General features: G+C 71.2%; 20 protein-coding genes and 1 tRNA gene. 12 read left to right on the forward strand and 9 right to left on the reverse strand.

Features of this window, described 5'->3' with window-relative positions:
* Positions 1-223: 223 nt before the first annotated feature.
* Entirely contained in the window at positions 224-1,114 is an 891-nt protein-coding gene (locus tag G6G98_RS13445; RefSeq protein ID WP_164234011.1) for a rhomboid family intramembrane serine protease, read from the reverse strand.
* Between the two features lie 21 nt (positions 1,115-1,135).
* Complete coding sequence (locus G6G98_RS13450) at positions 1,136-1,693, reverse strand: peptidylprolyl isomerase (RefSeq protein ID WP_067356969.1); 558 nt, start codon at positions 1,691-1,693, stop codon at positions 1,136-1,138.
* Between the two features lie 143 nt (positions 1,694-1,836).
* Between G6G98_RS13450 and G6G98_RS13455 the strand changes: the two genes are divergently transcribed.
* Both G6G98_RS13455 and G6G98_RS13460 read left to right on the forward strand, forming a co-directional pair.
* Complete coding sequence (locus G6G98_RS13455; protein WP_067357353.1) at positions 1,837-2,337, forward strand: DNA helicase; 501 nt, start codon at positions 1,837-1,839, stop codon at positions 2,335-2,337.
* A 50-nt stretch (positions 2,338-2,387) separates the two neighbouring features.
* A complete protein-coding gene (locus G6G98_RS13460; protein WP_208321502.1) occupies positions 2,388-2,849 on the forward strand; it encodes an aminoacyl-tRNA deacylase in 462 nt (153 codons plus the stop codon).
* Positions 2,850-2,872: 23 nt separating this feature from the next.
* Here G6G98_RS13460 and G6G98_RS13465 read toward each other — a convergent pair whose 3' ends face one another.
* The gene (locus G6G98_RS13465) at positions 2,873-4,252 is read right to left on the reverse strand and encodes an APC family permease (RefSeq protein WP_164234010.1); all 1,380 of its coding nucleotides are present in this window, start codon (positions 4,250-4,252) and stop codon (positions 2,873-2,875) included.
* A gap of 23 nt (positions 4,253-4,275) precedes the next feature.
* Positions 4,276-5,928 (reverse strand): amidohydrolase, encoded by a 1,653-nt coding sequence (locus G6G98_RS13470; RefSeq protein ID WP_164234009.1) that lies wholly within the window; start codon positions 5,926-5,928, stop codon positions 4,276-4,278.
* A gap of 104 nt (positions 5,929-6,032) precedes the next feature.
* Between G6G98_RS13470 and G6G98_RS13475 the strand changes: the two genes are divergently transcribed.
* The gene (locus G6G98_RS13475) at positions 6,033-6,671 is read left to right on the forward strand and encodes a TetR/AcrR family transcriptional regulator C-terminal domain-containing protein (protein WP_164234008.1); all 639 of its coding nucleotides are present in this window, start codon (positions 6,033-6,035) and stop codon (positions 6,669-6,671) included.
* A 13-nt stretch (positions 6,672-6,684) separates the two neighbouring features.
* Here the strand turns inward: G6G98_RS13475 and G6G98_RS13480 are convergent, their stop codons facing one another.
* Positions 6,685-7,107 (reverse strand): NUDIX hydrolase, encoded by a 423-nt coding sequence (locus G6G98_RS13480; RefSeq protein ID WP_164234007.1) that lies wholly within the window; start codon positions 7,105-7,107, stop codon positions 6,685-6,687.
* Positions 7,108-7,234: 127 nt separating this feature from the next.
* On the opposite strand from G6G98_RS13480, the gene G6G98_RS13485 reads away from it, so the two are divergent.
* The gene (locus tag G6G98_RS13485; RefSeq protein WP_164234006.1) at positions 7,235-7,681 is read left to right on the forward strand and encodes a hypothetical protein; all 447 of its coding nucleotides are present in this window, start codon (positions 7,235-7,237) and stop codon (positions 7,679-7,681) included.
* A gap of 194 nt (positions 7,682-7,875) precedes the next feature.
* Positions 7,876-8,952 (forward strand): 3-deoxy-7-phosphoheptulonate synthase, encoded by a 1,077-nt coding sequence (locus G6G98_RS13490; RefSeq protein ID WP_164234005.1) that lies wholly within the window; start codon positions 7,876-7,878, stop codon positions 8,950-8,952.
* A gap of 3 nt (positions 8,953-8,955) precedes the next feature.
* On the opposite strand, the gene G6G98_RS13495 is transcribed toward G6G98_RS13490, so the two are convergent.
* A complete protein-coding gene (locus G6G98_RS13495) occupies positions 8,956-9,231 on the reverse strand; it encodes a hypothetical protein (protein ID WP_067356990.1) in 276 nt (91 codons plus the stop codon).
* 44 nt (positions 9,232-9,275) lie between these two features.
* On the opposite strand from G6G98_RS13495, the gene G6G98_RS13500 reads away from it, so the two are divergent.
* Entirely contained in the window at positions 9,276-10,391 is a 1,116-nt protein-coding gene (locus tag G6G98_RS13500; RefSeq protein WP_208321496.1) for a M24 family metallopeptidase, read from the forward strand.
* Between the two features lie 33 nt (positions 10,392-10,424).
* Here the strand turns inward: G6G98_RS13500 and G6G98_RS13505 are convergent, their stop codons facing one another.
* Complete coding sequence (locus G6G98_RS13505; protein WP_164234003.1) at positions 10,425-11,555, reverse strand: aminotransferase class V-fold PLP-dependent enzyme; 1,131 nt, start codon at positions 11,553-11,555, stop codon at positions 10,425-10,427.
* Between the two features lie 134 nt (positions 11,556-11,689).
* Entirely contained in the window at positions 11,690-13,591 is a 1,902-nt protein-coding gene (ilvD, locus tag G6G98_RS13510) for a dihydroxy-acid dehydratase (RefSeq protein ID WP_164234002.1), read from the reverse strand.
* Between the two features lie 76 nt (positions 13,592-13,667).
* On the opposite strand from ilvD, the gene G6G98_RS13515 reads away from it, so the two are divergent.
* The 6 genes from G6G98_RS13515 (at position 13,668) to ptsP (ending at position 20,475) form a co-directional block, all read left to right on the forward strand.
* On the forward strand, positions 13,668-14,495 hold the full coding sequence (locus G6G98_RS13515) for a helix-turn-helix transcriptional regulator (protein WP_164234001.1): 828 nt from the start codon (positions 13,668-13,670) through the stop codon (positions 14,493-14,495).
* A gap of 123 nt (positions 14,496-14,618) precedes the next feature.
* Complete coding sequence (locus tag G6G98_RS13520; RefSeq protein ID WP_164234000.1) at positions 14,619-15,380, forward strand: DeoR/GlpR family DNA-binding transcription regulator; 762 nt, start codon at positions 14,619-14,621, stop codon at positions 15,378-15,380.
* Positions 15,377-16,330, forward strand: a complete 954-nt coding sequence (pfkB, locus tag G6G98_RS13525; protein WP_067357005.1) for a 1-phosphofructokinase — start codon at positions 15,377-15,379, stop codon at positions 16,328-16,330. The genes G6G98_RS13520 and pfkB overlap by 4 nt, the downstream gene beginning before the upstream one ends.
* Before the next feature lie 36 nt (positions 16,331-16,366).
* Positions 16,367-18,466, forward strand: a complete 2,100-nt coding sequence (locus tag G6G98_RS13530) for a PTS fructose transporter subunit IIABC (RefSeq protein WP_164233999.1) — start codon at positions 16,367-16,369, stop codon at positions 18,464-18,466.
* Between the two features lie 48 nt (positions 18,467-18,514).
* Positions 18,515-18,784 (forward strand): HPr family phosphocarrier protein, encoded by a 270-nt coding sequence (locus G6G98_RS13535; protein WP_067357012.1) that lies wholly within the window; start codon positions 18,515-18,517, stop codon positions 18,782-18,784.
* Positions 18,785-18,786: 2 nt separating this feature from the next.
* Complete coding sequence (gene ptsP, locus G6G98_RS13540; RefSeq protein WP_164233998.1) at positions 18,787-20,475, forward strand: phosphoenolpyruvate--protein phosphotransferase; 1,689 nt, start codon at positions 18,787-18,789, stop codon at positions 20,473-20,475.
* A gap of 249 nt (positions 20,476-20,724) precedes the next feature.
* On the opposite strand, the gene G6G98_RS13545 is transcribed toward ptsP, so the two are convergent.
* Positions 20,725-20,797 (reverse strand) — tRNA-Ala (locus G6G98_RS13545).
* Between the last annotated feature and the right edge of the window lie 13 nt (positions 20,798-20,810).

A 20,810-nucleotide genomic window follows, 5' to 3' on the forward strand; every position in this document is an offset into this window, starting at 1 on the left:
GCCCTGACCTCGTGCGACCGAGGACGGAGGGATGTTCCCGGAGTGAGCATCGGGAGGGGCCCGCGAAGCGGGAGGGAACCCGCTCTGCGAACAAAGGGAACATCCCGGAGTCCGACCCACGCAGGTCATGCCGAGCGAGAGTTATCCACAGTTCTATACACAGCTGGGGAGAATTACACCGGTGTTATTCACAGGGGTTGAGAACTCTGTTAACAACTCTCGATCAGGCCAAAAGAATCAGCGGCGGAACGACGAACACCACGACTGTCAACAGAATGGTGATAACTCCGAGCAGGATGATCTGCCAGATCCGCTGCTCGCGGCGCCGGGTGCGCGTGAGGGCGAAGGCGATGAGGGCTCCGGTGATCGCTCCGCCGAGGTGCGCCTGCCAGGAGATGCCGCCGGCGAAGAAGCCGAACGCGAAGTTGATGCCGAGGACCACGAGGATCCCCGTCACGTTGGCGCCGAGGTGGCGGCCGATGATGAGCAGCGCGGCCATGAGTCCGAAGATCGCACCGGAGGCGCCGACCAGTCCTGTGAGAGGGGCGAGGCAGGCCGCCATGACCGAGCCGCCGAGCCCGCTGATCAGGTAGAGCGCGAGGAAGCGGGCGCGGCCCAGCATCGGCTCGAGAGTCTGCCCCAGCATCCACAGCGCGAGCATGTTCAGCGCGAGGTGGATGAAGCCGCCGTGGACGAACACTGCGGTGAGCAGACGCCACGGCTCGAACGGGAACACGGAGAGCTGCGGGAAGAGGTACGGGGCGGCGAAGTAGAGCTGATCGGTGATGGCGTCGCCGACGCCAGGGATCAGCTGGAGCAGCCCGATGAACGAGGTCACAGCGAGGAGCGTGTAGGTGACGACGGGCCTGCCGTGGCGCACGGCGGCGATGGTGCCGCCGCTTCCTCCCCAGCGGCGGGCGGCGCGCTTCTGCGCGGGGGTGCGGTTCTTGCGCTCCTCTTTCATGCACTCGGGGCAGATGACCCCGACCGGGGCCTGTGTCTGGCACTCCGGGCAGATCGTGCGGAGGCACCGCTGGCAGAGCACGAAGCTCTGCCGATCCGGATGCCGGTAGCAGAAGTTGTCGCGGTTGTCCGCGAACTCAGGCGTCGTCATCCGGATCGGCCAGCCGCGGCGTCAGGCGGCGACGATGTCGATCGACTGCAGGACGACCGGCTCGACGGGGCGGTCGCCGGCGGCGGTCGGGACGGCCGAGATCGCGTCGACGACGGCCTTCGAGGCATCATCCGCGACCTCGCCGAAGATGGTGTGCTTGCCCTGCAGCCACGGGGTCGGGTCCGTGGTGATGAAGAACTGCGAGCCGTTGGTGCCCTCCGCCTTGCCGGTGATGGCGTTGCGACGAAGGCCGGCGTTGGCCATGGCGAGGATGTACGGGGAGTTGAAGTTCAGCTCCATGTTGATCTCGTCGTCGAAGTTGTAGCCCGGGCCGCCGATGCCCTGGCCGAGCGGGTCGCCGCCCTGGATCATGAAGTTCGGGATGATGCGGTGGAAGATGACGTCCTTGTACAGGGGGCCCTCGCCCGGCTTGCCGGTGGCGGGGTCGGTCCACTCCTGGGTGCCGTCGGCGAGGCCGACGAAGTTCTTGACCGTCTTCGGGGCGTGGTCGCCGAAGAGGTTGATGACGATGTCACCGTGGTTGGTGTGCAGGGTTGCGACGTGAGAAGCGTGAGGCATGCCCACATTCTCGCAGAGCTTCCGGTGAGTCGGCCGGATGTACCCCTTCGCGGGCGATGACGCAAGGGGCGGCGATTCCCTCCCCCCATCCAGGCAGGCGTGGCAAGATGGTGAACCCGTACTCCAATGGACAGGAGAGCATCGTGAGCCTCAGCCGCAAGCGGAAGAAGGAACTGCGTCGTCTTCAGGATGACGCCACCCACCTCTGGGAGGCGCAGCAGGTGCTCGTCGGGCACGCCGCCGATGTCGCCCGCGAAGCCGGTCGTCAGCTCGGCAACTTCGGCCGCGAGCAGGTCGGTCCCGTCGTCCAGGACACGATCAACCGTCGCGTCGCCCCCGTCGTCGACCAGGGCGTGCGCTTCGGCAGGCACGTCGTCGACGACAAGGTGGTCCCGATCGTCGGCGGTGTCGTCGGCACCGCGCTCTCGGCCTGGGACGTCGCCAACGCCAAGCGCCACGGCGTGGTGAGGACGGTGCGCAAGGCCGCCGTTCCCGAGAAGAAGGGTCCGGGCCTCGGCTCGGTCGTCGCCCTCGTCCTCGGCGCGGCCGCGGCGATCGGCGTGCTCTACGCCGCCTGGCAGACGCTGCGCGCCGACGACGAGCTCTGGGTGGCGGACGACCCGCTGGCCGCGCCCGACGCGTGAGCACGGAGGCCCTCGCACCGGCCCCTGAGCCCGTCGAGGGGCACACCAGGGTGACGGATGCCGCGGCATCCCGCGGCCTGGAGATCGAGATCCGCGAGCGGCCCGCCGCGCGCAGTCTCGTCGAGGCCGCCGAGATCCTCGGCATCCCGCCGTCCGGCATCGTGAAGACCCTCGTCGTCAAGCGCTCGGACGACACCTACCTCTTCGCACTGGTCCCCGGCGGACGATCCATTTCGTGGCCGAAGCTGCGCGCTGTCGTCGGCGTGAACAAGCTGCGGCTGCCGGAGCCGGAGCTGGCGCTGGCCGCCACGGGTTACGAGCGCGGCACGATCGTGCCGATCGGCAGCACCACCGACTGGCCGGTGTACGCCGACGAGTCCATCGTCGGACAGCGCATCGCCATGGGCGCGGGCGCGCACGGGTACAGCCTGTTCGTGGACGCCGACGCGCTCATCGCAGCGTACGGCGCGACGGTGGCCGACATCACCGTGCCGGAGGAGGATCGCTCCTAGGCGCTCCTCCTCCGGATCGGGGACTACTCCTTCAGGTCGAGCTTCGGCGTCGGCCGGCGGAATCCGCGGGTGACGATGGCCAGGATGACGACGCCGAGCGCCAGCCACGACAGGCCGACGATGAACGTCCGTCCCGACAGGCTCGTCCACAGCCACATCGTCAGTCCGAAGCCGATCAGCGGCAGGATCAGGTTCCTCAGCAGCAGGATGCCCGCGCGCTCCCCGCGGTCGATGAAGTAGTGCTTGATCACCGAGAGGTTCACCGCAGAGAAGGCGATGAGGGCGCCGAAGCTGATCATCTCGCTGAGCAGGGTCAGGTCGAACACGAGCGCCAGCAGCGACACCGCGGAGACGATCAGGATCGCCACGACTGGGGTGCCGTAGCGCTTGTTCAGACGGCCGAAGACGGCACGCGGCAGGACTCCGTCGCGACCCATCGCGAAGAGGATCCGGGAGACGGACGCCTGCGAGGTGAGCGCTGAGCCGAGGCAGCCCGCGACATAGCCGGCGACGAACAGGCTGGCCAGCAGCTGACCGCCGACGGCGGTGACGACGTCGATGGATGCCGTGTCGACCGACGCGAAGTCGTTCGACGGGAAGCCGACCTGGGCCGCGTACGCGAGCAGGATGAAGAGCAGCCCCGCGGAGATCGTCGCGATCATGATGGCCCGCGGGACGGTGCGCGTCGGGTCCTTCGCCTCCTCGGAGAGGGTGGAGACCGAGTCGAAGCCGAGGAACGACAGGCAGAGGATCGCGGCACCGGAGAAGAGCGGGGCGAGTCCGTCGACGGTGCCGTCACCGGCGAACGGAGCGAGCGGGTCGACGCCGTTGCCCGCCGCCGCGGCGAACGCGAAGGCGAGGAAGAGCGCGATGAAGACCACCTGCACGAAGATGATCACGAAGTTCGCGCGGGCGATCGAGACGATGCCCACGATGTTCAGGACGGTGACGATCGCGATCGCGCCCACGACCCACAGCCAGGACGGGATGCCGGGGAACGAGGCGCCCATGTACAGCCCGAGCACGAGGTAGTTGATCATGGGCAGGAACAGGTAGTCCAGCAGCAGCGCCCAGCCCGCGAGGAAGCCGACGGCGCCGCCGAAGCTCTGCTGCGTGTACGCGTAGGCGGATCCGGCGAACGGGTACGCGACCGACATGCGGGCGTAGGAGCGGGCGGTGAAGATCATCACCACGAGCGTGATGATGTACGCCGAGGCCACCCGTCCGCCGGTCAGCTGGGTGACGATGCCGTAGGTCGTGAACACGGTGAGCGGCACCATGTAGACGAGCCCGAACAGCACGAGCGATGGCACGCCGAGCACGCGGCGGAAGCGGCCGGCTGTGACCTGGGCGGTCGCCTCGGTCGCCGGCGTCGGCGCCGGGGGAATCGGTTCCTGGGACATGGCGGATCCTTTCTGGCGCACCACTACGGTGTGGCGCGGTATCGGGCTTCTCCTGCGAGGTATGTGGCGATGATGCCGACGGCGGCGAGCTCAGCGGCCGGGAGATCCCGCGGATCGCGGGCGAGGTGCACCAGGTCGGCGCTCGCACCTGGCTCGATGCGCCCCCAGCTCTCGCGTCCGTGCGAGGCGTCGTCGGCGAAGGCCTGGTGGGCGACCGCCGTCGAGTACGCGTCCAGCGCGACCGGGACCGGGACGATCTCGTGCGGCGTCCAGCCGCCGTCGGGCACGCCGTCCGCGGTGCGTCGTGAGACGGCGATGGCGAGGCCGTCCAGGGGCGCGCCCGAGCTGACCGGCCAGTCGCTGCCGAACGAGAGCAGCGCCCCCGTCTCGTCGATCGAGCGGAGCCGGTACTGCCGGTCTGCGCGCTCCTGGCCGAGCCTCGGCACGGTCAGCACGGTCATCAGCGGGTCGAGCTGCGCCCACAGCGGCTGCATGCAGGCGATGACGCCGAGTTCGGCGAAGCGGCGGAGATCGGCGTCGTCGACGAGCTGCGCGTGCGCGATCACCGGGCGCCGGTCGCGCGGTCCGTTGACTTCGATCGCCCGCTCGATCGCATCCAGCGCCTGGCGGACGGCCGCGTCGCCGATCGCATGGATGTGGACCTGGAAGCCCGCCGCGTCGACGGCCCGCACGGCGTCCTCGAGTGCGGAGCCCGGCCAGACGGACATGCCGTGATCGTGCATCCCGGAGCAGTACGGCTCGAGGAGCGCGCCGGTGCCCGACTCGATGACGCCGTCGGCGAAGAACTTCACCGTGTGCGCCGTGAGCATCGGAGAGCCGAGCTCCTCCACGCGGCGGCGTGCGTCGCGCATCGCGGGCAGCTGCGCCGGGAAGCGCCGCGGGTCGGCGTACAGGGCCAGGTTGAACCGCACGGGGAGGAGTCCGCGCTCGGCGGCGGCCAGGTAGGTGTCGACGTCACCTGGCTCGACCCAGGCGTCCTGCACCCAGGTGACCCCGCGCTCGAGGTAGTAGGCGCCGGCGCGCTCCAGCGCCCGCATCCGCTGCTCCCGCGGCCGGGGCCCGGCGGCGTCCAGCACGAGGTCCACGGCACCCCACTCGCGCAGCGTGCCCAGCGGGGTCCCGTCCGGCCGGCGCGGGATCTCGCCGAGCACGGGCTCCGGCGTGGCGGCGTCGATGCCCGCGAGCTCGAGCGCCCTCGAGTTCACCCACACCGTGTGGTAGTCGTGCGCGCGCAGCACGACCGGCCGATCGCGCACCGCCTCGTCGAGCCACCGCGCATCGAAGAGTCCCTCCTCGACGATGGCCGGATCGTAGGAGGCGCCGAAGATCCAGCCGTCCCCGGGGTGCTCCTGCGCGTACCGGGCGACGGCCTCCTGGATCCCGGCGACGGTCGTGCAGGTGCTCACCGCGGGTCCCTCGGCCTCGAGTCCGCCGAACAGCGGATGCGCGTGCCCGTCGCCGAACGAGGGCATCAGGAAGCCGTCCGCGAGATCGACCGGCTCGACGGCGCCCTCGGCCCGTCGAAGGGCCTCGGCTGCGGCATCCGCCTCCTCGTCGAGCGCGACGATCACGCCGTCGCTCACGAGGAGGGATCTCGCGGGGGCGTTGCCGGCCCCCCGCCAGATGGTTCCGCCGGAGAAGTGGATCGCGGTCATTGCGTCGCTCTCGATCGATGGGCTTCCGCCGTACGAACAATGTTCGTACGATGGACGCGAGGTTACACTCTCCACTGCCGCAGGGGGAAGAGCCGAGGGGGAACATGTCGACCGTCAATCGCGAGCAGCTCGTCACCGCCGCACTCGCGATCGTCGACGAGCACGGCAGCGAGGCGCTGACCATGCGCTCGCTCGCGGCGAGGGTGCACCGCCAGGTGTCCTCGCTCTACAACCACGTGGGCAGCCGCGAAGAGCTGATCGAGTTCATGCGCGGCAGGATCGTCGAGAGCATCGACACGTCCGCGTTCTCGGTGCAGGCTTGGGATGCCGCGCTGGAGAGCTGGGCGCGCTCGTACCTCACGGCGTTCGCCGCGCACCCGAACCTCATCCGCATCCTCGCGACGTCCCCGATCCGCGACATCTCGACGTTCGCGATGTACGACGTCGTCATCGGAGCCCTGATCGCCGCGGGCTGGCCGCTCGGCGACGCGGTCGCGGTGATGCGCACGGTCGAGGCGCACGTGCTCGGCTCGGCGCTCGACATCGTCGCACCGAGCGACATGCTCGCCCAGTCGTCGGTGCCCGGCGAGCTCACCATGGTGCACGCGGCCCTCGCCCCGGAGCACGAGGAGTCCACCAGTGCCGTCGCCTCGTTCGAGCTCGGCTTCGCCGCCCTGCTCGACGGACTGCGCCTCCGCCATGCCGCCGTGGTGGGCGGCGCGGCGGGGAGATCCTCGTCGTGAGCTGACGGCCGCGTCAGAAGATGCCGGCCATCCGCAGCGCGATGTCGACGAGCTTCACCCGCTGCAGCTCGGCCACCGCGCTGCGCGAGAACCACTCGGCCATGTCGGTCGACCCGTCCCGCTCGAAGCGCAGCCGTCCGCCGGTGACCGTGGCGCGATAGACGATCCGGAGCGTGTGCAGCGGCTGATCCGAGGTCGTCACCCGCTGCGTCGCCGGGATCACCCGGGAGTGGATGCCGAGCAGCTCTCCGACCTTGACCGTGTAGCCCGTCTCCTCGCGGAGCTCGCGTCGCACGGCCGCCTCGGGGTCCTCGCCGGGTTCGAGTCCGCCCCCCGGCATCGTCCACGCCACCCGGCGCCCCTCGGTCCAGCGGGCCAGCAGGATCCGGTCGGCGTCGTCGGTGACGACCGCATATGCCGCGACGCGCATGTCCATGGCTCACACCCTATCCGCCCGCGAGCACAGGCCCGGCCGCAGTCGCACGGCATCGATCAGGAATCGAGAAGCACCCGGTGGAGCGGCATCCGTAGTCTGAGGACGACACCCCAGGAAAGGACTCCCCATGGCCGACCACGAGAAGAACTTCACCGCCGAGGAGCGCGACGCCATGAAGGCCGCCGCCGCGGAGAAGAGGACAGCGCGCTCGCGCGCCAAGAAGTCGCCGGAGGAGGTCCGCGCCGAGGGCGAGACAGACATCAAGGCGGCGATCGAGAAGCTCACCGCTGCCGACCAGGCCATCGCCACCGGGCTGCACGAGCTCGTCTCCGAGGTCGCCCCCGAGCTCGTCCCGCGCACCTACTACGGCATGCCGGCGTGGGGGAGGGACGGCAAGGTGCTCTGCTTCTTCCAGCCGGCGAGCAAGTTCAAGACCCGCTACGGCACCTTCGGCTTCGAGCAGCAGGCGAACCTCGATGACGGCACCCTGTGGCCCACGGCCTACGCGGTGCTCGAGCTCACCCCCGAGAACCGGGAGTTCCTCGCCGAGCGCATCCGTCATGCGGTGAGCTGAGGTCCGCGCGATGGGGTAGGGTCTTCTTCCATGACCCGTTGGTATGCGTATTTCGAGTCGGCTCTGGAGGGGCCGTCGCGGGACTGACGCGTACCGACACCTTCAGAGCCGACAGGGCAGAGCATCCGCTCTGCCCTTCGCCGTTTCGGCGGGCTCTGCATCGGGTCCGCCCTCATCAGGACAGGACCCACAGCATGAACCAGCCCGCCACGCTCGACGCCACCGCCGACCTGCACGTCGCGAGCTTCACCACCATCCCGTCTCCGGCCGAGATCGAAGCGGAGCTCCCCGTCGGAGATGAGCGCGCCGCTCTCGTCTCCCGCACCCGCGACGAGGTCCGCCGGATCATGGCCGGTGAGGACGACCGTCTCCTGGTCGTCGTCGGCCCCTGCTCCATCCACGACCCGGAGGCGGGACTCGAGTACGCCGGCCGCCTGGTGCGCGAGGCCGAGAAGCACCGCGACGACCTGCTCATCGTGATGCGCACCTACTTCGAGAAGCCCCGCACCACGGTGGGCTGGAAGGGCCTGATCAACGACCCGCATCTCGACGGCAGCCACGACATCCGGGCCGGGCTGCGGATGGCGCGGGCCTTCCTCCGCGACGTGACCGCCCTCGGCCTGCCGTGCGCCACCGAGTTCCTCGAGCCGATCAGCCCCCAGTACACCGCCGACCTCATCAGCTGGGGTGCGATCGGCGCGCGCACCACCGAGAGCCAGATCCACCGTCAGCTCGCCTCGGGCCTGTCGATGCCGATCGGGTTCAAGAACGGCACCGACGGCGGACTCCAGGTCGCGCTGGATGCCGCCGCCGCGGCATCCGCTCCACAGGCGTTCCTCGGCATCGGCGCCGACGGGAGGGCGAGCCTGGTGACGACGACCGGCAACCCGGACGCGGGGATCATCCTGCGCGGCGGAGCGGACGGGCCGAACTACGACGCCGAACACGTGCGGCGGGCCGCGGAGCGTCTGTCGGCGTCCGGACTCGCAGACCGGCTCGTCGTCGACGCAAGCCACGGCAACAGCGGCAAGGATCACCTGCGCCAGGCGGAGGTCGCCGCCGAGCTCGCCGAGCAGATCGCGGTCGACGGCGCTGCGGTCGCCGGCGTGATGCTGGAGAGCAACCTCGTCGCCGGCGCCCAGAAGCTCGACGTCACGCGGGGCCCGGCCGGCCTGGTCAGGGGGCAGAGCGTCACCGACGCCTGCATGGGCTGGGATGCCACGGCGACGGCGCTCGCACAGCTCGCCGAGGGGGTGCGCCGGCGGCGCTGAGCGTCAGGCCTTCCGCACGTTCAGAAGCTGCCAGCCGTCGGGAACCTTCGCGAGAAGGGCGTCCAGGTCCTCGGCCTCGACCTCGGTGACCTGGTCGCGGCGGGCGAAGGTGCCGACGGCCTTCAGCACCGCGGCGCCCTTGATCATCTCCACCGGGGACGACACGATGTCGAAGCCCTCCGGCCGCTGCGCCTCGAGCTGCGCCTGGATGTCAGCGAGATCCGTTCCCTCGACGGAGACGGACTGGACTTCGACGGGACGCATCAGACCGATCAGCACCCTCCGATCCTACGGGCGACGCCGGCGGGGGTAGCGTTGTGCCGGTGAGCACACCGCCGTTCCCCGCCTCCGTGTACGCCGCCCGGCTCGACCGCGCCGCCGCCCTCGCCGCGCAGGCGGGGCTGGATGCGATCGTCGTGGGACCGGGCCCCGACCTGCAGTATCTGGTCGGCGTCGAGGGCGACACCATCGAGCGCCTCACGGCGCTCGTGCTCGGCCCCGGCATCCGTCCGGAGGTCGTGGTGCCGCGCATGGAGCTGGCGAAGGTGCGCAGCACCGCCGTGGGCGAGCTCGGTCTCGCCGTGTCCGACTGGGTGGACGGCGAAGACCCGTACGAGCTCGTCGCCGCCGTGGTCGGCGCGGTCTCCCGGGTGGGCGTCTCCGACGCGCTGCCGGCCCTGCACGTCATCCCGATCGGCGACCGCCTCGGGGTCGGCCTCGAGCTCGCGACGCCGGTGCTCCGCGAAGGCCGGATGATCAAGGACGCCGCCGAGATCGCGGAGCTTCGTCGCGCCGGCTCTGCCATCGACGCCGTGCACCGCCGAGTGCCGGAGTGGCTGCGGGCCGGCCGGACCGAGCGCGAGGTCGCCGCCGACATCGCCGAGGCGATCGTCGCAGAGGGCCACCGCACGGTGGAGTTCGTCATCGTCGGTTCGGGCCCGAACGGCGCAGACCCGCACCACGAGGTCTCCGACCGGGTGATCGAGGACGGGGATGTCGTGGTCGTCGATATCGGAGGCGCCGTGCCCAGCGGCTACAACTCCGACAGCACCCGCACTTACGTCGTCGGCTCCGCGGACCCGGAGGCGGCCGAGCGCATCGCCGTGCTCGTGCGCGCGCAGCAGGCCGCCGTGGATGCCGTGCGCCCAGGGGTGACCGCTGCGCAGGTGGATGCGGCCGCCCGTCAGGTGCTCGCGGATGCCGGGCTCGCCGAGGCCTTCCTGCACCGCACCGGTCACGGCATCGGCGTCTCGGTGCACGAGGAGCCGTACATCGCCCCCGGCAACGATCTCGTGCTGCGCGAGGGCATGGCGTTCAGCGTCGAGCCGGGCATCTACTTCCCCGGCCGGTGGGGTTCGCGGATCGAGGACATCGTCGTCGTCACCGCCGAGGGCTGCGAGCGGCTGAACACCGTCGCGCACGGGCTCACCGCGGTCTGAGCATCCCCCAGCCGGTCGCGACGACGTGCGGACTCAGCGACCGATCGCGTCGAGGGCGGCCCCGAGCCGGGCGACGGTGCCGTCGACGTCTCCGAGCTTGTCCAGCCCGAACAGGCCGACGCGGAACGTGGAGAAGCCCTCCGGCTCGCCGCAGTGCAGCGGCACGCCGGCGGCGATCTGCAGCCCCTGCTCGCGGAAGCGCGCGCCGTTCTTCAGCGCCGGGTCGTCGGTGTGCACGACGACCACGCTTGGTGCGGCGAACTCGTGTGCGGCGACGGAGGGGAGTCCGCGGGCCGAGAGCAGGGCGCGCACCCGGCCGCCGAGGTCGATCTGCGCCTCGCGGAGGATGCCGAACCCGCGATCGCGGGTCTCGATCATCTGCGCGAGGTTGCGGGTGATCGAGTCGGTCGGCATCGTCGCGTGATAGCCCGCGGAGCCCTCGCGGTAGCCGTCCGAGATCGACAGCCACCGGCCGAGATCCATCGCGAAGCTCGTCGCAGTGCCCGCCTCGACGGCGGCGCGTCCGGCGGCGCTCAGCATCACGTAGCCGGCGCCCGGCGTGCCGGACCAGCCCTTCTGCGGGGCGCTGATGAGCACGTCCACGCCGAGCGCGCCCATGTCAACCCACATCGCGCCGGAGGCGATGCAGTCGAGGACGAGCACGCCGCCGACCTCGTGCACGGCATCCGCCAGCGCGCGCACGTACTCGTCGGGGAGGATCATCCCGGCGGCGGTCTCCACGTGCGGGGCGAACACGACCTCGGGCTTCCCGGCGCGGATGGTCTGGACGACCTCCTCGATCGGCATCGGGGCCCACGCGGACTGCAGCCCGTCATCTGCCGGGCGGGCCTGGCAGACGGTCGTGGCCGCACTGATGCCGCCCATCTCGAGGATCTGCGACCACCGGTACGAGAAGAGCCCGTTGCGCACGACGAGCACTCGCCGCCCGGTGGCGAGCTGACGCGCCACCGATTCCATCGCGTAGCTGCCGCCGCCGTTCACGATCGCCGCGCTCTCCGCCCCGTACGCCTCGCAGAGGATGCCGAGGGTCTGCTGCATGACGCCGATGAAGCGGGCGGACATGTGGTTCAGCGACCGGTCGGTGAACACGACCGAGTACTCCAGCAGTCCGTCGGGATCGATGTCGGCGTGGGGAAGGCTCATGTGCCCAGTCTGGCAGTGACCGTGGGGAAAGAGGAGGCCGCGACATCCCTCGGCCCGGGAGGAGAAGTCCCGTTCGGGCTGGGGAATCCGTGCGGATGCTCCTCCCGAGCGGGCGTTCTCCTCCCGAGCGGGCGTCAGACGAGGGCGGCGGCGCGGAGCTCCTGCTCGCGCATCGCGCGCTCGACGGCCTCGACGTCGCGCACGGCGCCGCGGTCGGCCGAGGTCGCCATCGCCGCGTACGCGCGCAGCGCGAGAGACACCGGGCGCTGCCGCTCGACCGGGCGGTAGCCGCCGTTCTCCAGCAGGCGCGCGCGGCGCTCCTCGAGCACGGCGTCGTCGACGCGCAGGCTCATGCCGCGGTTCGGGATGTCGATGTCGATGATGTCGCCGTCCTCGACCAGCGCGATGATGCCGCCGCTCGCCGCCTCCGGGGAGACGTGGCCGATGGAGAGACCCGAGGTGCCGCCGGAGAAGCGGCCGTCGGTGACGAGCGCGCAGACCTTGCCGAGACCGCGGCCCTTGAGGAACGAGGTCGGGTGCAGCATCTCCTGCATGCCCGGGCCGCCCTTCGGGCCCTCGTAGCGGATGACGACGACGTCGCCGGGCTGCACCTTCTTGCCGAGGATCTTCGCGACGGCCTCCTCCTGCGACTCGCAGACCACGGCGGGGCCGGAGAACACGAGGATGGACGGATCGACGCCGGCGGTCTTCACGACGGCGCCGTCGACCGCGAGGTTGCCGCGCAGCACGGCGAGGCCGCCGTCCACGGAGTAGGCGTGCTCGGCCGAGCGGATGCAGCCGCCCTCGGCATCCGTGTCCAACTCCGCCCAGCGCTCGGACTGCGAGAACGCGCTCGACGAGCGCACGCCGCCGGGAGCCGCGTGCCAGAGGTCCTGCGCGGTCTCGGTCGCCGTTCCTCCGCGGATGTCCCAGTCGGCGAGCCAGCTCGCCAGCGACTCGGAGTGGATCGAGGAGACGTCCTCGTTGAGGAGTCCGGCGCGGTGCAGCTCCCCGAGGATGGTGGGGATGCCGCCGGCGCGGTGCACGTCCTCCATGTAATACATCCGGCCGTACGCCGGGTTCGGGGCGATCTTCGCCAGGCAGGGGACGCGGCGCGAGATGGCGTCGATCTCGTCGAGGCCGAAGTCGATGCCGGCCTCGTGCGCGGCGGCGAGGAGATGCAGGATCGTGTTCGTCGACCCGCCCATGGCGATGTCGAGGGCCATGGCGTTCGCGAAGGCGGCGGGGCTCGCGACGGCGCGGGGGAGCACCGAGGCGTCGTCCTCGTCGTAGAACGCCTTCGTGATCTGCACGGCGACCTCGCCGGCCTTCTCGTAGAGCGCGCGGCGGGCGGTGTGGGTAGCGAGCACCGAGCCGTTGCCGGGGAGGGCGAGGCCGAGCGCCTCGACGAGGCAGTTCATCGAGTTCGCCGTGAACATGCCGGAGCAGGAGCCGCAGGTCGGGCAGGCGTTCTCCTCGATGCGCTGGATGTCGGCATCCGACACCGTGTCGTTCGCGGCCTCGGAGATCGCGTCGACGAGGTCGAGGGTGCGCACGGTGCCGTCGACGAGGGTCGCGCGTCCGGACTCCATCGGGCCGCCGGAGACGAACACCGTGGGGATGTTCAGGCGCAGCGCCGCCATGAGCATGCCGGGGGTGATCTTGTCGCAGTTGGAGATGCAGACGAGCGCATCGGCCTGGTGCGCGTTGACCATGTACTCGACGGAGTCGGCGATGAGGTCGCGGGAGGGCAGCGAGTAGAGCATCCCGCCGTGGCCCATCGCGATGCCGTCGTCGACGGCGATGGTGTTGAACTCGCGCGGGATGCCGCCGGCGGCCGAGATGGCGTCGGAGACGATGCGGCCGACGGGCTGCAGGTGCGTGTGGCCGGGGACGAACTCGGTGAAGCTGTTCGCCACGGCGATCATCGGCTTGCCGAAGTCGGCGGCGTTCACGCCGGCGGCACGGAACAGGGCGCGGGCACCGGCGGCGTTGCGGCCGTGGGTGACGGTGCGGGAGCGAAGAGGGGTGGGCATTCTTCCACTGTGGAGCGTGGTCGGTGACGGGGGAAGTCGGCGTTGATACTAGTAGTGAGAGCACTAGGTTTGTGTCATGGCCACCGACGAGCAGCAGCGCAAGGAGCTCGGCGCCTTCCTGCGCGCTCGGCGCGAGAAGCTCGACCGGGCCTCGTTCGGCCTCCCGCCGGCGGGGCGCGGGCGCACGGTCGGCCTGCGTCGCGAGGAGATCTCGTTCCTCTCCGGCGTGAGCGTCACCTGGTACACCTGGCTCGAGCAGGGACGCGACATCAACCCGTCACGGCAGGTGCTGGATGCCGTCGCCACGACGCTGCACCTGACCGTCGCCGAGCACGACTACGTGCTCACCCTCGCCGGCTTCGCCCCCACCAGGCCGGGCGCGGTGACCGCGGTCGAGACGGCGCCGGCGCATGTGCAGCGGTTCCTCGACGCGCTCGATGAGCATCCGGCCTACGCGCTCGCGCCGGACTGGGGGATCGCCGGCTGGAACTCCGCGTACGAGGCGCTGTATCCCAGCGTCGGCACGATCGCACCCGAGGACCGGAATCTGCTCTGGCTCATCTTCACAGACCCCGCGGTGCGGGAGCTGCTCGACGACTGGGACGACACCAGCCGCCGGTTCCTCGCCGAGTTCCGCGCCGAGGCCGGTCCCCGGCTGGGCGACCCCCGCTATCGCGACCTCGTCGGCCGGCTCATGGAGGCCAGCCCCGAGTTCCGCGAGCGGTGGGAGAGCCACGGCGTGGGCGGCTTCGAGTCTCGCGAGCGCGTGTTCCGGCATCCGTCGCTCGGCCGTCTCGTGTTCGAGCACCACCAGCTGCGCCCCTCGGACCTCGCCGATGTGCAGCTCGTGGTGTACGTGGCGGATGCCGGCACGCGGGAGCGGTTCGCGGCGCGGAATCGCTGACCTCCAAACCAACACAAACAAACTTCTGAATTTCTTTACTTCGGTTTGAGTGTGTGTCACAATCGTGGCTACGGCGGCCGCGATCACCGAAGACGCGGCGCCGACAGGACGAAGGGGCCCGGAATGTACGCAGCCGAGCGACAGCAGCGCATCCTCGAGATGGCGCGCGCTGCGAGCCGCGTCGAGGTGGCCGGCACGGCCGAGGCCCTGGACGTCACCCCGGAGACCATTCGCCGCGATCTCTCCGCGCTCGAGCGCCGCGGACTCCTGCGCCGCGTGCACGGCGGAGCGATCCCGGTCGAGCGCCTCGAGGCCGAGCCGACGTTCGACGCACGCCTCGGCCGGCGCACCGAGGCGAAGCGGCGCATCGCGACTCGCGCCCTGGAGGAGATCGCCGAGGGGGCGACCGTGCTCCTTGACGCCGGATCCACCACGCTCGCGATCGCCGAGGCGCTGCCGCCGGGACTCGCGCTCACCGTCGTGACCAACAGCCCGGCGATCGGCGCCCTGCTGGCCGCACGGCCGTCGATCGAGCTGCTGCAGCTGGGCGGTCGCGTCCGTCCGACCACCGGTGCGGCGGTCGGACCGTGGACCGAGACGGCGCTGGCAGGCCTCCGCGTGGACGTGGCCTTCCTCGGTGCGAACGGCTTCGGTGCGACAACCGGCGCGACCACCCCCGACCACACCGAGGCGGCCACCAAGAGCGCCATGCTCCGGGCCGGTCGCACGACCGTCGTCGTGGCGGATTCCAGCAAGGCCGACGCGGTGCAGCTGCACTGCTTCGCCACCCTCGAGGAGGTCGACGTGCTCATCACCGACGCAGAGCTCGACGCCGACATCGCCGAGGAGATCCGCGCCGTCGGCCCGAAGGTGGTGCTCGCATGATCGTCGCGCTGACCCCCAATCCCAGCATCGATCGCGCGGTCGCCGTCGATGCGCTCACGCGCGGCAGGGTGCTGCGCGCCGAGTCCAGCCGCATCGACCCGGGAGGCAAGGGCGTCAACGTCGCACGCGCGCTGACCGCCATGGGCGCGGATGCCGTCGCCGTGATTCCGGTCGGCGGTCCCGAGGGCGCACTCCTCGACGCCCTGCTGGATGCCGCCGGAGTGGCGCGCCGCGCCGTGACCGTCTCCGGCGCGATCCGCATGAACACGAGCATCCTCGAACCCGACGGCACCACCACCAAGCTCAACGAGCCGGGTCCGCTTCTCACCGCCGCCGAGGCCGACGCGCTGCTCGACGCCACGCTCGACGAGGCGGTCGCACGCGGGGCCTCCTGGGTCGCCGGCTGCGGCAGCCTGCCCCCCGGCGCACCGGCGGACCTCTACGCGGGGCTCGTCGAAAGGGCGCGCGCCCGCGGCATCCGCGTGGTCGTCGATTCTTCCGGTGAGCCGTTCGCGGCCGCCGTCGGCGCCCGCCCCACCCTCGTGAAGCCCAACCGCGAGGAGCTCGCCGAACTGGCCGGCCGCGAGCTCGACACCCTCGGCGCGGTGATCGACGAGGCCAGGCGGCTCATCGCCGGCGGCATCGAGCTCGTCGCCGTGAGCCTCGGCCGCGACGGCGCCGTGCTCGTCGGCCCCGGCGTCCTCGCGCATGCGCGTGCCGTCATCACCGACCCCGTCTCGACGGTCGGCGCCGGCGACTGCATGCTCGCGGGCCTCCTGCACGGCCTCGAATCCGGCCTCGCACCCGCCGACGCTCTCGCCGAGGGCGTGCGCTGGGGCGCGGCCGCCGTCCGGCTGCCCGGCAGCCAGGTGCCCTCGCCGGCCGATCTCGACGGCATCCACGTCGAGCTCGCCCACGACCTCGACCCCACGCTTCCCGTCCGCGACTGACCGCGGGCCGCACTCTCCCCCACGAAAGGAACCGAAATGCCACTGATCGAAGAAGAGCAGGTGGTCCTCGAGCTCACCGGCGCCGACCGGCACGAGGCCACGCGAGCGCTGGCCGAGCGCCTGGTCGCCACCGGCCGATGCACCGACCTCGAGGCGTTCCTCGCCGACGTCCGCGAGCGCGAGACCAAGATGGCCACCGGACTCCCCGGCGGCATCGGCATCCCGCACGCCCGCAGCGCCGCGATCACCGAGCCCTCCCTCGTGTTCGGCCGTACCCTCGACGGCATCGACTGGGGAGCGAAGGACGGCCCCGCCCGGCTGGTGTTCCTCATCGCCGCCCCGGTCGACGGCGGCGATGCGCACATGCAGATGCTGCCGAAGCTCGCCCGCGCGCTGATGCGCGAGGACTTCCGCGAGGCCCTGCTCGGCGCGACCACCGAGGCCGAGGTCGTCGAGATCGTCGGACAGCACGTCCAGCTCGACGCACCGAAGGCCGCGGAGCCGAAGGCGGCGGAGACCCCGGCGTCCGAGCCGGTGGCGGATGCCGCGGCCCCCGCTGCGCCCTCGGCCGCTGGATCCACCTCTCGCCCGCTTCGCTTCGTCGGGGTGACGTCCTGCCCGACCGGCATCGCGCACACGTACATGGCGGCCGAGGCGCTCGAGCGGGCCGCCGCGGCGGCAGGGCACTCGATCAAGGTCGAGACGCAGGGCTCGGCAGGCTCGACCCCGCTGACCGCGGCGGAGATCGCCGAGGCGGACGCCGTGATCTTCGCCCACGACCTCGAAGTGAAGGACCGCGGTCGATTCGCCGGCAAGCCGACCGTCGACGTCGGCGTGAAGCGGGCCATCTCCGACGGCCCCCAGCTCGTCGCGCAGGCGGCCGACCTCGCGGCCGAGTGGGCCGCCGACCCGTCCAAGGCCGCCGCGGCGAGTGCCGGAGCCGCCGCCTCGGCCGGAGGACTGACCACCAAGGTCGACGAGGGCGCCAAGTGGGGCACGAAGCTGCGGCAGTGGCTGATGACCGGTGTCTCCTACATGATCCCGTTCGTCGCCGCCGGCGGCATCCTCATCGCCCTCTCGTTCATGCTGTCCCAGATCGCCCTCGGCGAGCAGGGCGCCATCGAGATCGTGAAGTACAACCTCACCTCCGGTGACGCGTACGACATCGCGCAGAACTTCAACCCGGTGAGCCTCACCTCGTGGGCCGCACTGCTCTTCGTGATCGGCGCCGCCTCGTTCGGGTTCCTCGTGCCGATCCTCTCCGGATTCATCGCCTTCGGCATCGCCGACCGCCCCGGCCTCGTGCCGGGCATCGTCGGCGGCGCCATCGCCTCGACCATGAACGCCGGCTTCCTCGGCGGCATCGTCACCGGTCTGCTCGCCGGTTTCGTCGCCCGCTGGATCTCGAGCTGGAAGGTCCACAAGGGCGTCCGCGGCGTCATGCCGGTGGTCGTCATCCCGCTGCTCTCCACCCTCATCATGGCGGGCCTGTTCATCACCCTGCTCGGCCGCCCCATCGTCGCTCTGATGAACGCCATGAACGACGGGCTCAACGGCCTCACCGGCGGCGGCGCCCTCGTGCTCGGGCTCATCCTCGGCGCGATGATGGGCTTCGACCTCGGCGGGCCCGTCAACAAGGTCGCCTACGGCTTCGCCACCGCCGGGCTCGCGAGCGCCGGTGCCGCGACCGATGCCCCGCAGCTCAAGATCATGGCAGCGGTCATGGCCGCCGGCATGGTCGCCCCGCTCGCGATGGCCCTCGCGACGACCCTGCGGGCGAAGCTCTTCTCCGAGCCGGAGCAGGAGAACGGCAAGGCGGCGTGGCTGCTCGGCGCCTCGTTCATCTCGGAGGGCGCGATCCCGTTCGCGGCCGCCGACCCGGTGCGCGTCATCGTGGCGTCCGTGATCGGCTCGTCGGTCACCGGCGGCCTGGCGATGCTGTTCGGCGCGACGCTGCGCGCCCCGCACGGCGGCATCTGGGTGCTCCCGCTGATCGGACAGCCGCTGCTGTTCCTCCTCGCCCTCGTCATCGGCGTGGTGATCATGGCGGTCATCGTCATCGCGCTGAAGTCGCTCGCGCAGAAGCGGGCGATCGCCACGGCCCGCCAGGACACCGCCGAGACTGTCGCCGCCTGATCCGGCGGCACTACGATTCGATTCACTGAACCTCAAGGAGACATCATCATGGCAACCCGCACCGTCACCATCGCCTCGTCCGTCGGTCTGCACGCCCGTCCCGCCGCGCTCTTCGTCGAAGCTGCCGCGGAGTCCGGCCTCGACGTCACGATCGGCCGCCCCGGCGAAGAGGCCGTCGACGCCGGCAGCATCCTCGGTGTCATGGCGCTCGGCGCCACGCACGGCGAGGAGGTCGTGCTGACCGCCGAAGGCGACGGCGCCGACGCCGTGCTCGACCGGCTGGTCGAGCTGCTCTCGACGGACCTGGACGCGGAGTAACGATGTCGGCGACCGGCTCGGGGCTGCGGCAGGGCATCGGGGTCAGCCCGGGCAGCGCGTACGGTCCGGTGGTGCAGGTCGCACCGCCGGTCCGGCCGCCGGCGAACGAGCCGGCGCCCGCCGATGCGGACGCAGCCCGCGACCAGGTCACGGCCGCCTTCGCTTCGGTAGCCGCCGCGCTGGACGAGAAGGCCGGCCGCGTGCACGACACCGCGCAGAGCATCCTGAAGGCGACCGCGATGATCGCCCGCGATCGCTCGCTGCTGAAGTCCGCCCACGCGCAGCTCGAGGCCGGTCGCGGTCCCGCCACGGCGATCGCGGCGGCCGTCGAGGAGTTCGCGGCGAAGTTCGAGGCCCTGGGCGGGTACTTCGCAGAGCGCGTCGCCGATCTGCGCGATGTCGGCTCCCGGGCGATCGCCACGGTGCTCGGCGTACCCGTGCCCGGGGTTCCCGACTTCGACGAGCCGAGCATCATCGTCGCCGAAGACCTCGCCCCCGCCGAGACGGCCACGCTGGACCGCGCCCTCGTGGCGGGGATCGTCACCCAGGGCGGCGGGCGCACCAGCCACACCGCCATCCTCGCCGCGCAGATGGGCATCCCCGCCGTCGTGCAGCTGGCGGGTGCCACCGAGATCGACGCGGGGACGCCGATCGCGATCGACGGAGACTCCGGCGAGGTCATGATCGCCCCCGACCCGGAGTTCGTCGAGGCCCAGCGCGTGCGCCGCGAGCGCCGGGCGGCGGCCCTCGCCGCCTCCTCCGGACCGGGTCGCACGGCCGACGGCCTGCACATCGCGCTGCTGGCCAACATCGGCGGGGTGGAGGATGCCGTGCTGGCGGCGGCCCAGGACCTCGAGGGAGTCGGCCTGTTCCGCACCGAGTTCGTCTTCCTGTCCGCCGATCGGGCGCCGACCGTCGAAGAGCAGACCGAGATCTACCGGCAGGTGTTCGAGCCGTTCGGCGAGCGGCGCGTCGTCGTGCGCACGCTCGACGCGGGCGCCGACAAGCCGCTGACGTTCGCGGATCTCGGCCCCGAGGAGAACCCGGCCCTCGGCCGGCGCGGCCTCCGGCTCTCCGCCGAGCGTCCCGAGCTGCTCGATGCCCAGCTCGAGGCCCTCGCGAACGCCGCGCGCTCCACCGGTGCCGACGTGCGCGTGATGGCGCCGATGGTCGCCACGGTCGAGGAGGCCGCCTGGTTCGCCCGCCGCGTCTACGAGAACGGGCTCGCGAAGGCGGGCGTCATGATCGAGGTGCCCGGGGCCGCGCTGCGCGCCGCCCACGTGCTGGGAGAGGTCGACTTCGGCAGCCTCGGCACCAACGACCTCGCGCAGTACACGATGGCCGCCGATCGGATGCAGGGGGAGCTCTCCGACCTGCTCGATCCGTGGCAGCCGGCGGTGCTCGACGTGATCGCCGCCGCGGCCGAGGGTGCCAGGGGCGCCGGGAAGCCGATCGGCGTGTGCGGAGAGTCGGCCGGAGATCCGCTGCTGGCGCTCGTGCTCGTCGGTCTCGGCGTGACCAGCCTCTCCATGGCGCCGGGGAAGGTGCCGGCCGTGCGTCTCGCGCTGGCCGCGCACTCGCAGCTCGAATGCCAGCGTCTCGCCGCGGCCGCGCGCGAGGCCCGCACGGCCGCCGAGGCACGGGAGGCTGTGCGCTCGCAGGCATCCGCCGCGGTCGCCGAGCTGCTCTGACGCGCCGGGTCGCGGCAACCGCCTTCTCGTCGTTCGGGAGGAGAACACGCGTTCGGGCTGAGGAATCCCGAGGAATCCTCCGCCCGAGCGTGCGAACTCCTCCCGAGGTGCGTTCAGGACGCGGATGCTCACGAGGGGCGAGGCGAACCTCTTCGTCAGAGTCGAGGCCAGGCGCCCGGTGGTCGCGCCCCCCGAAGACGAGAAGGCCCCGCACACGGCGGGGCCTTCTCGAACTGTCTCAACACAGTGTGGAGCCTAGGAGATTCGAACTCCTGACATCCTGCTTGCAAAGCAGGCGCTCTACCAACTGAGCTAAGGCCCCGGAGGGGATTTCT

The organism is Microbacterium hydrocarbonoxydans, from assembly GCF_011752045.1.
GTDB lineage: Bacteria > Actinomycetota > Actinomycetes > Actinomycetales > Microbacteriaceae > Microbacterium.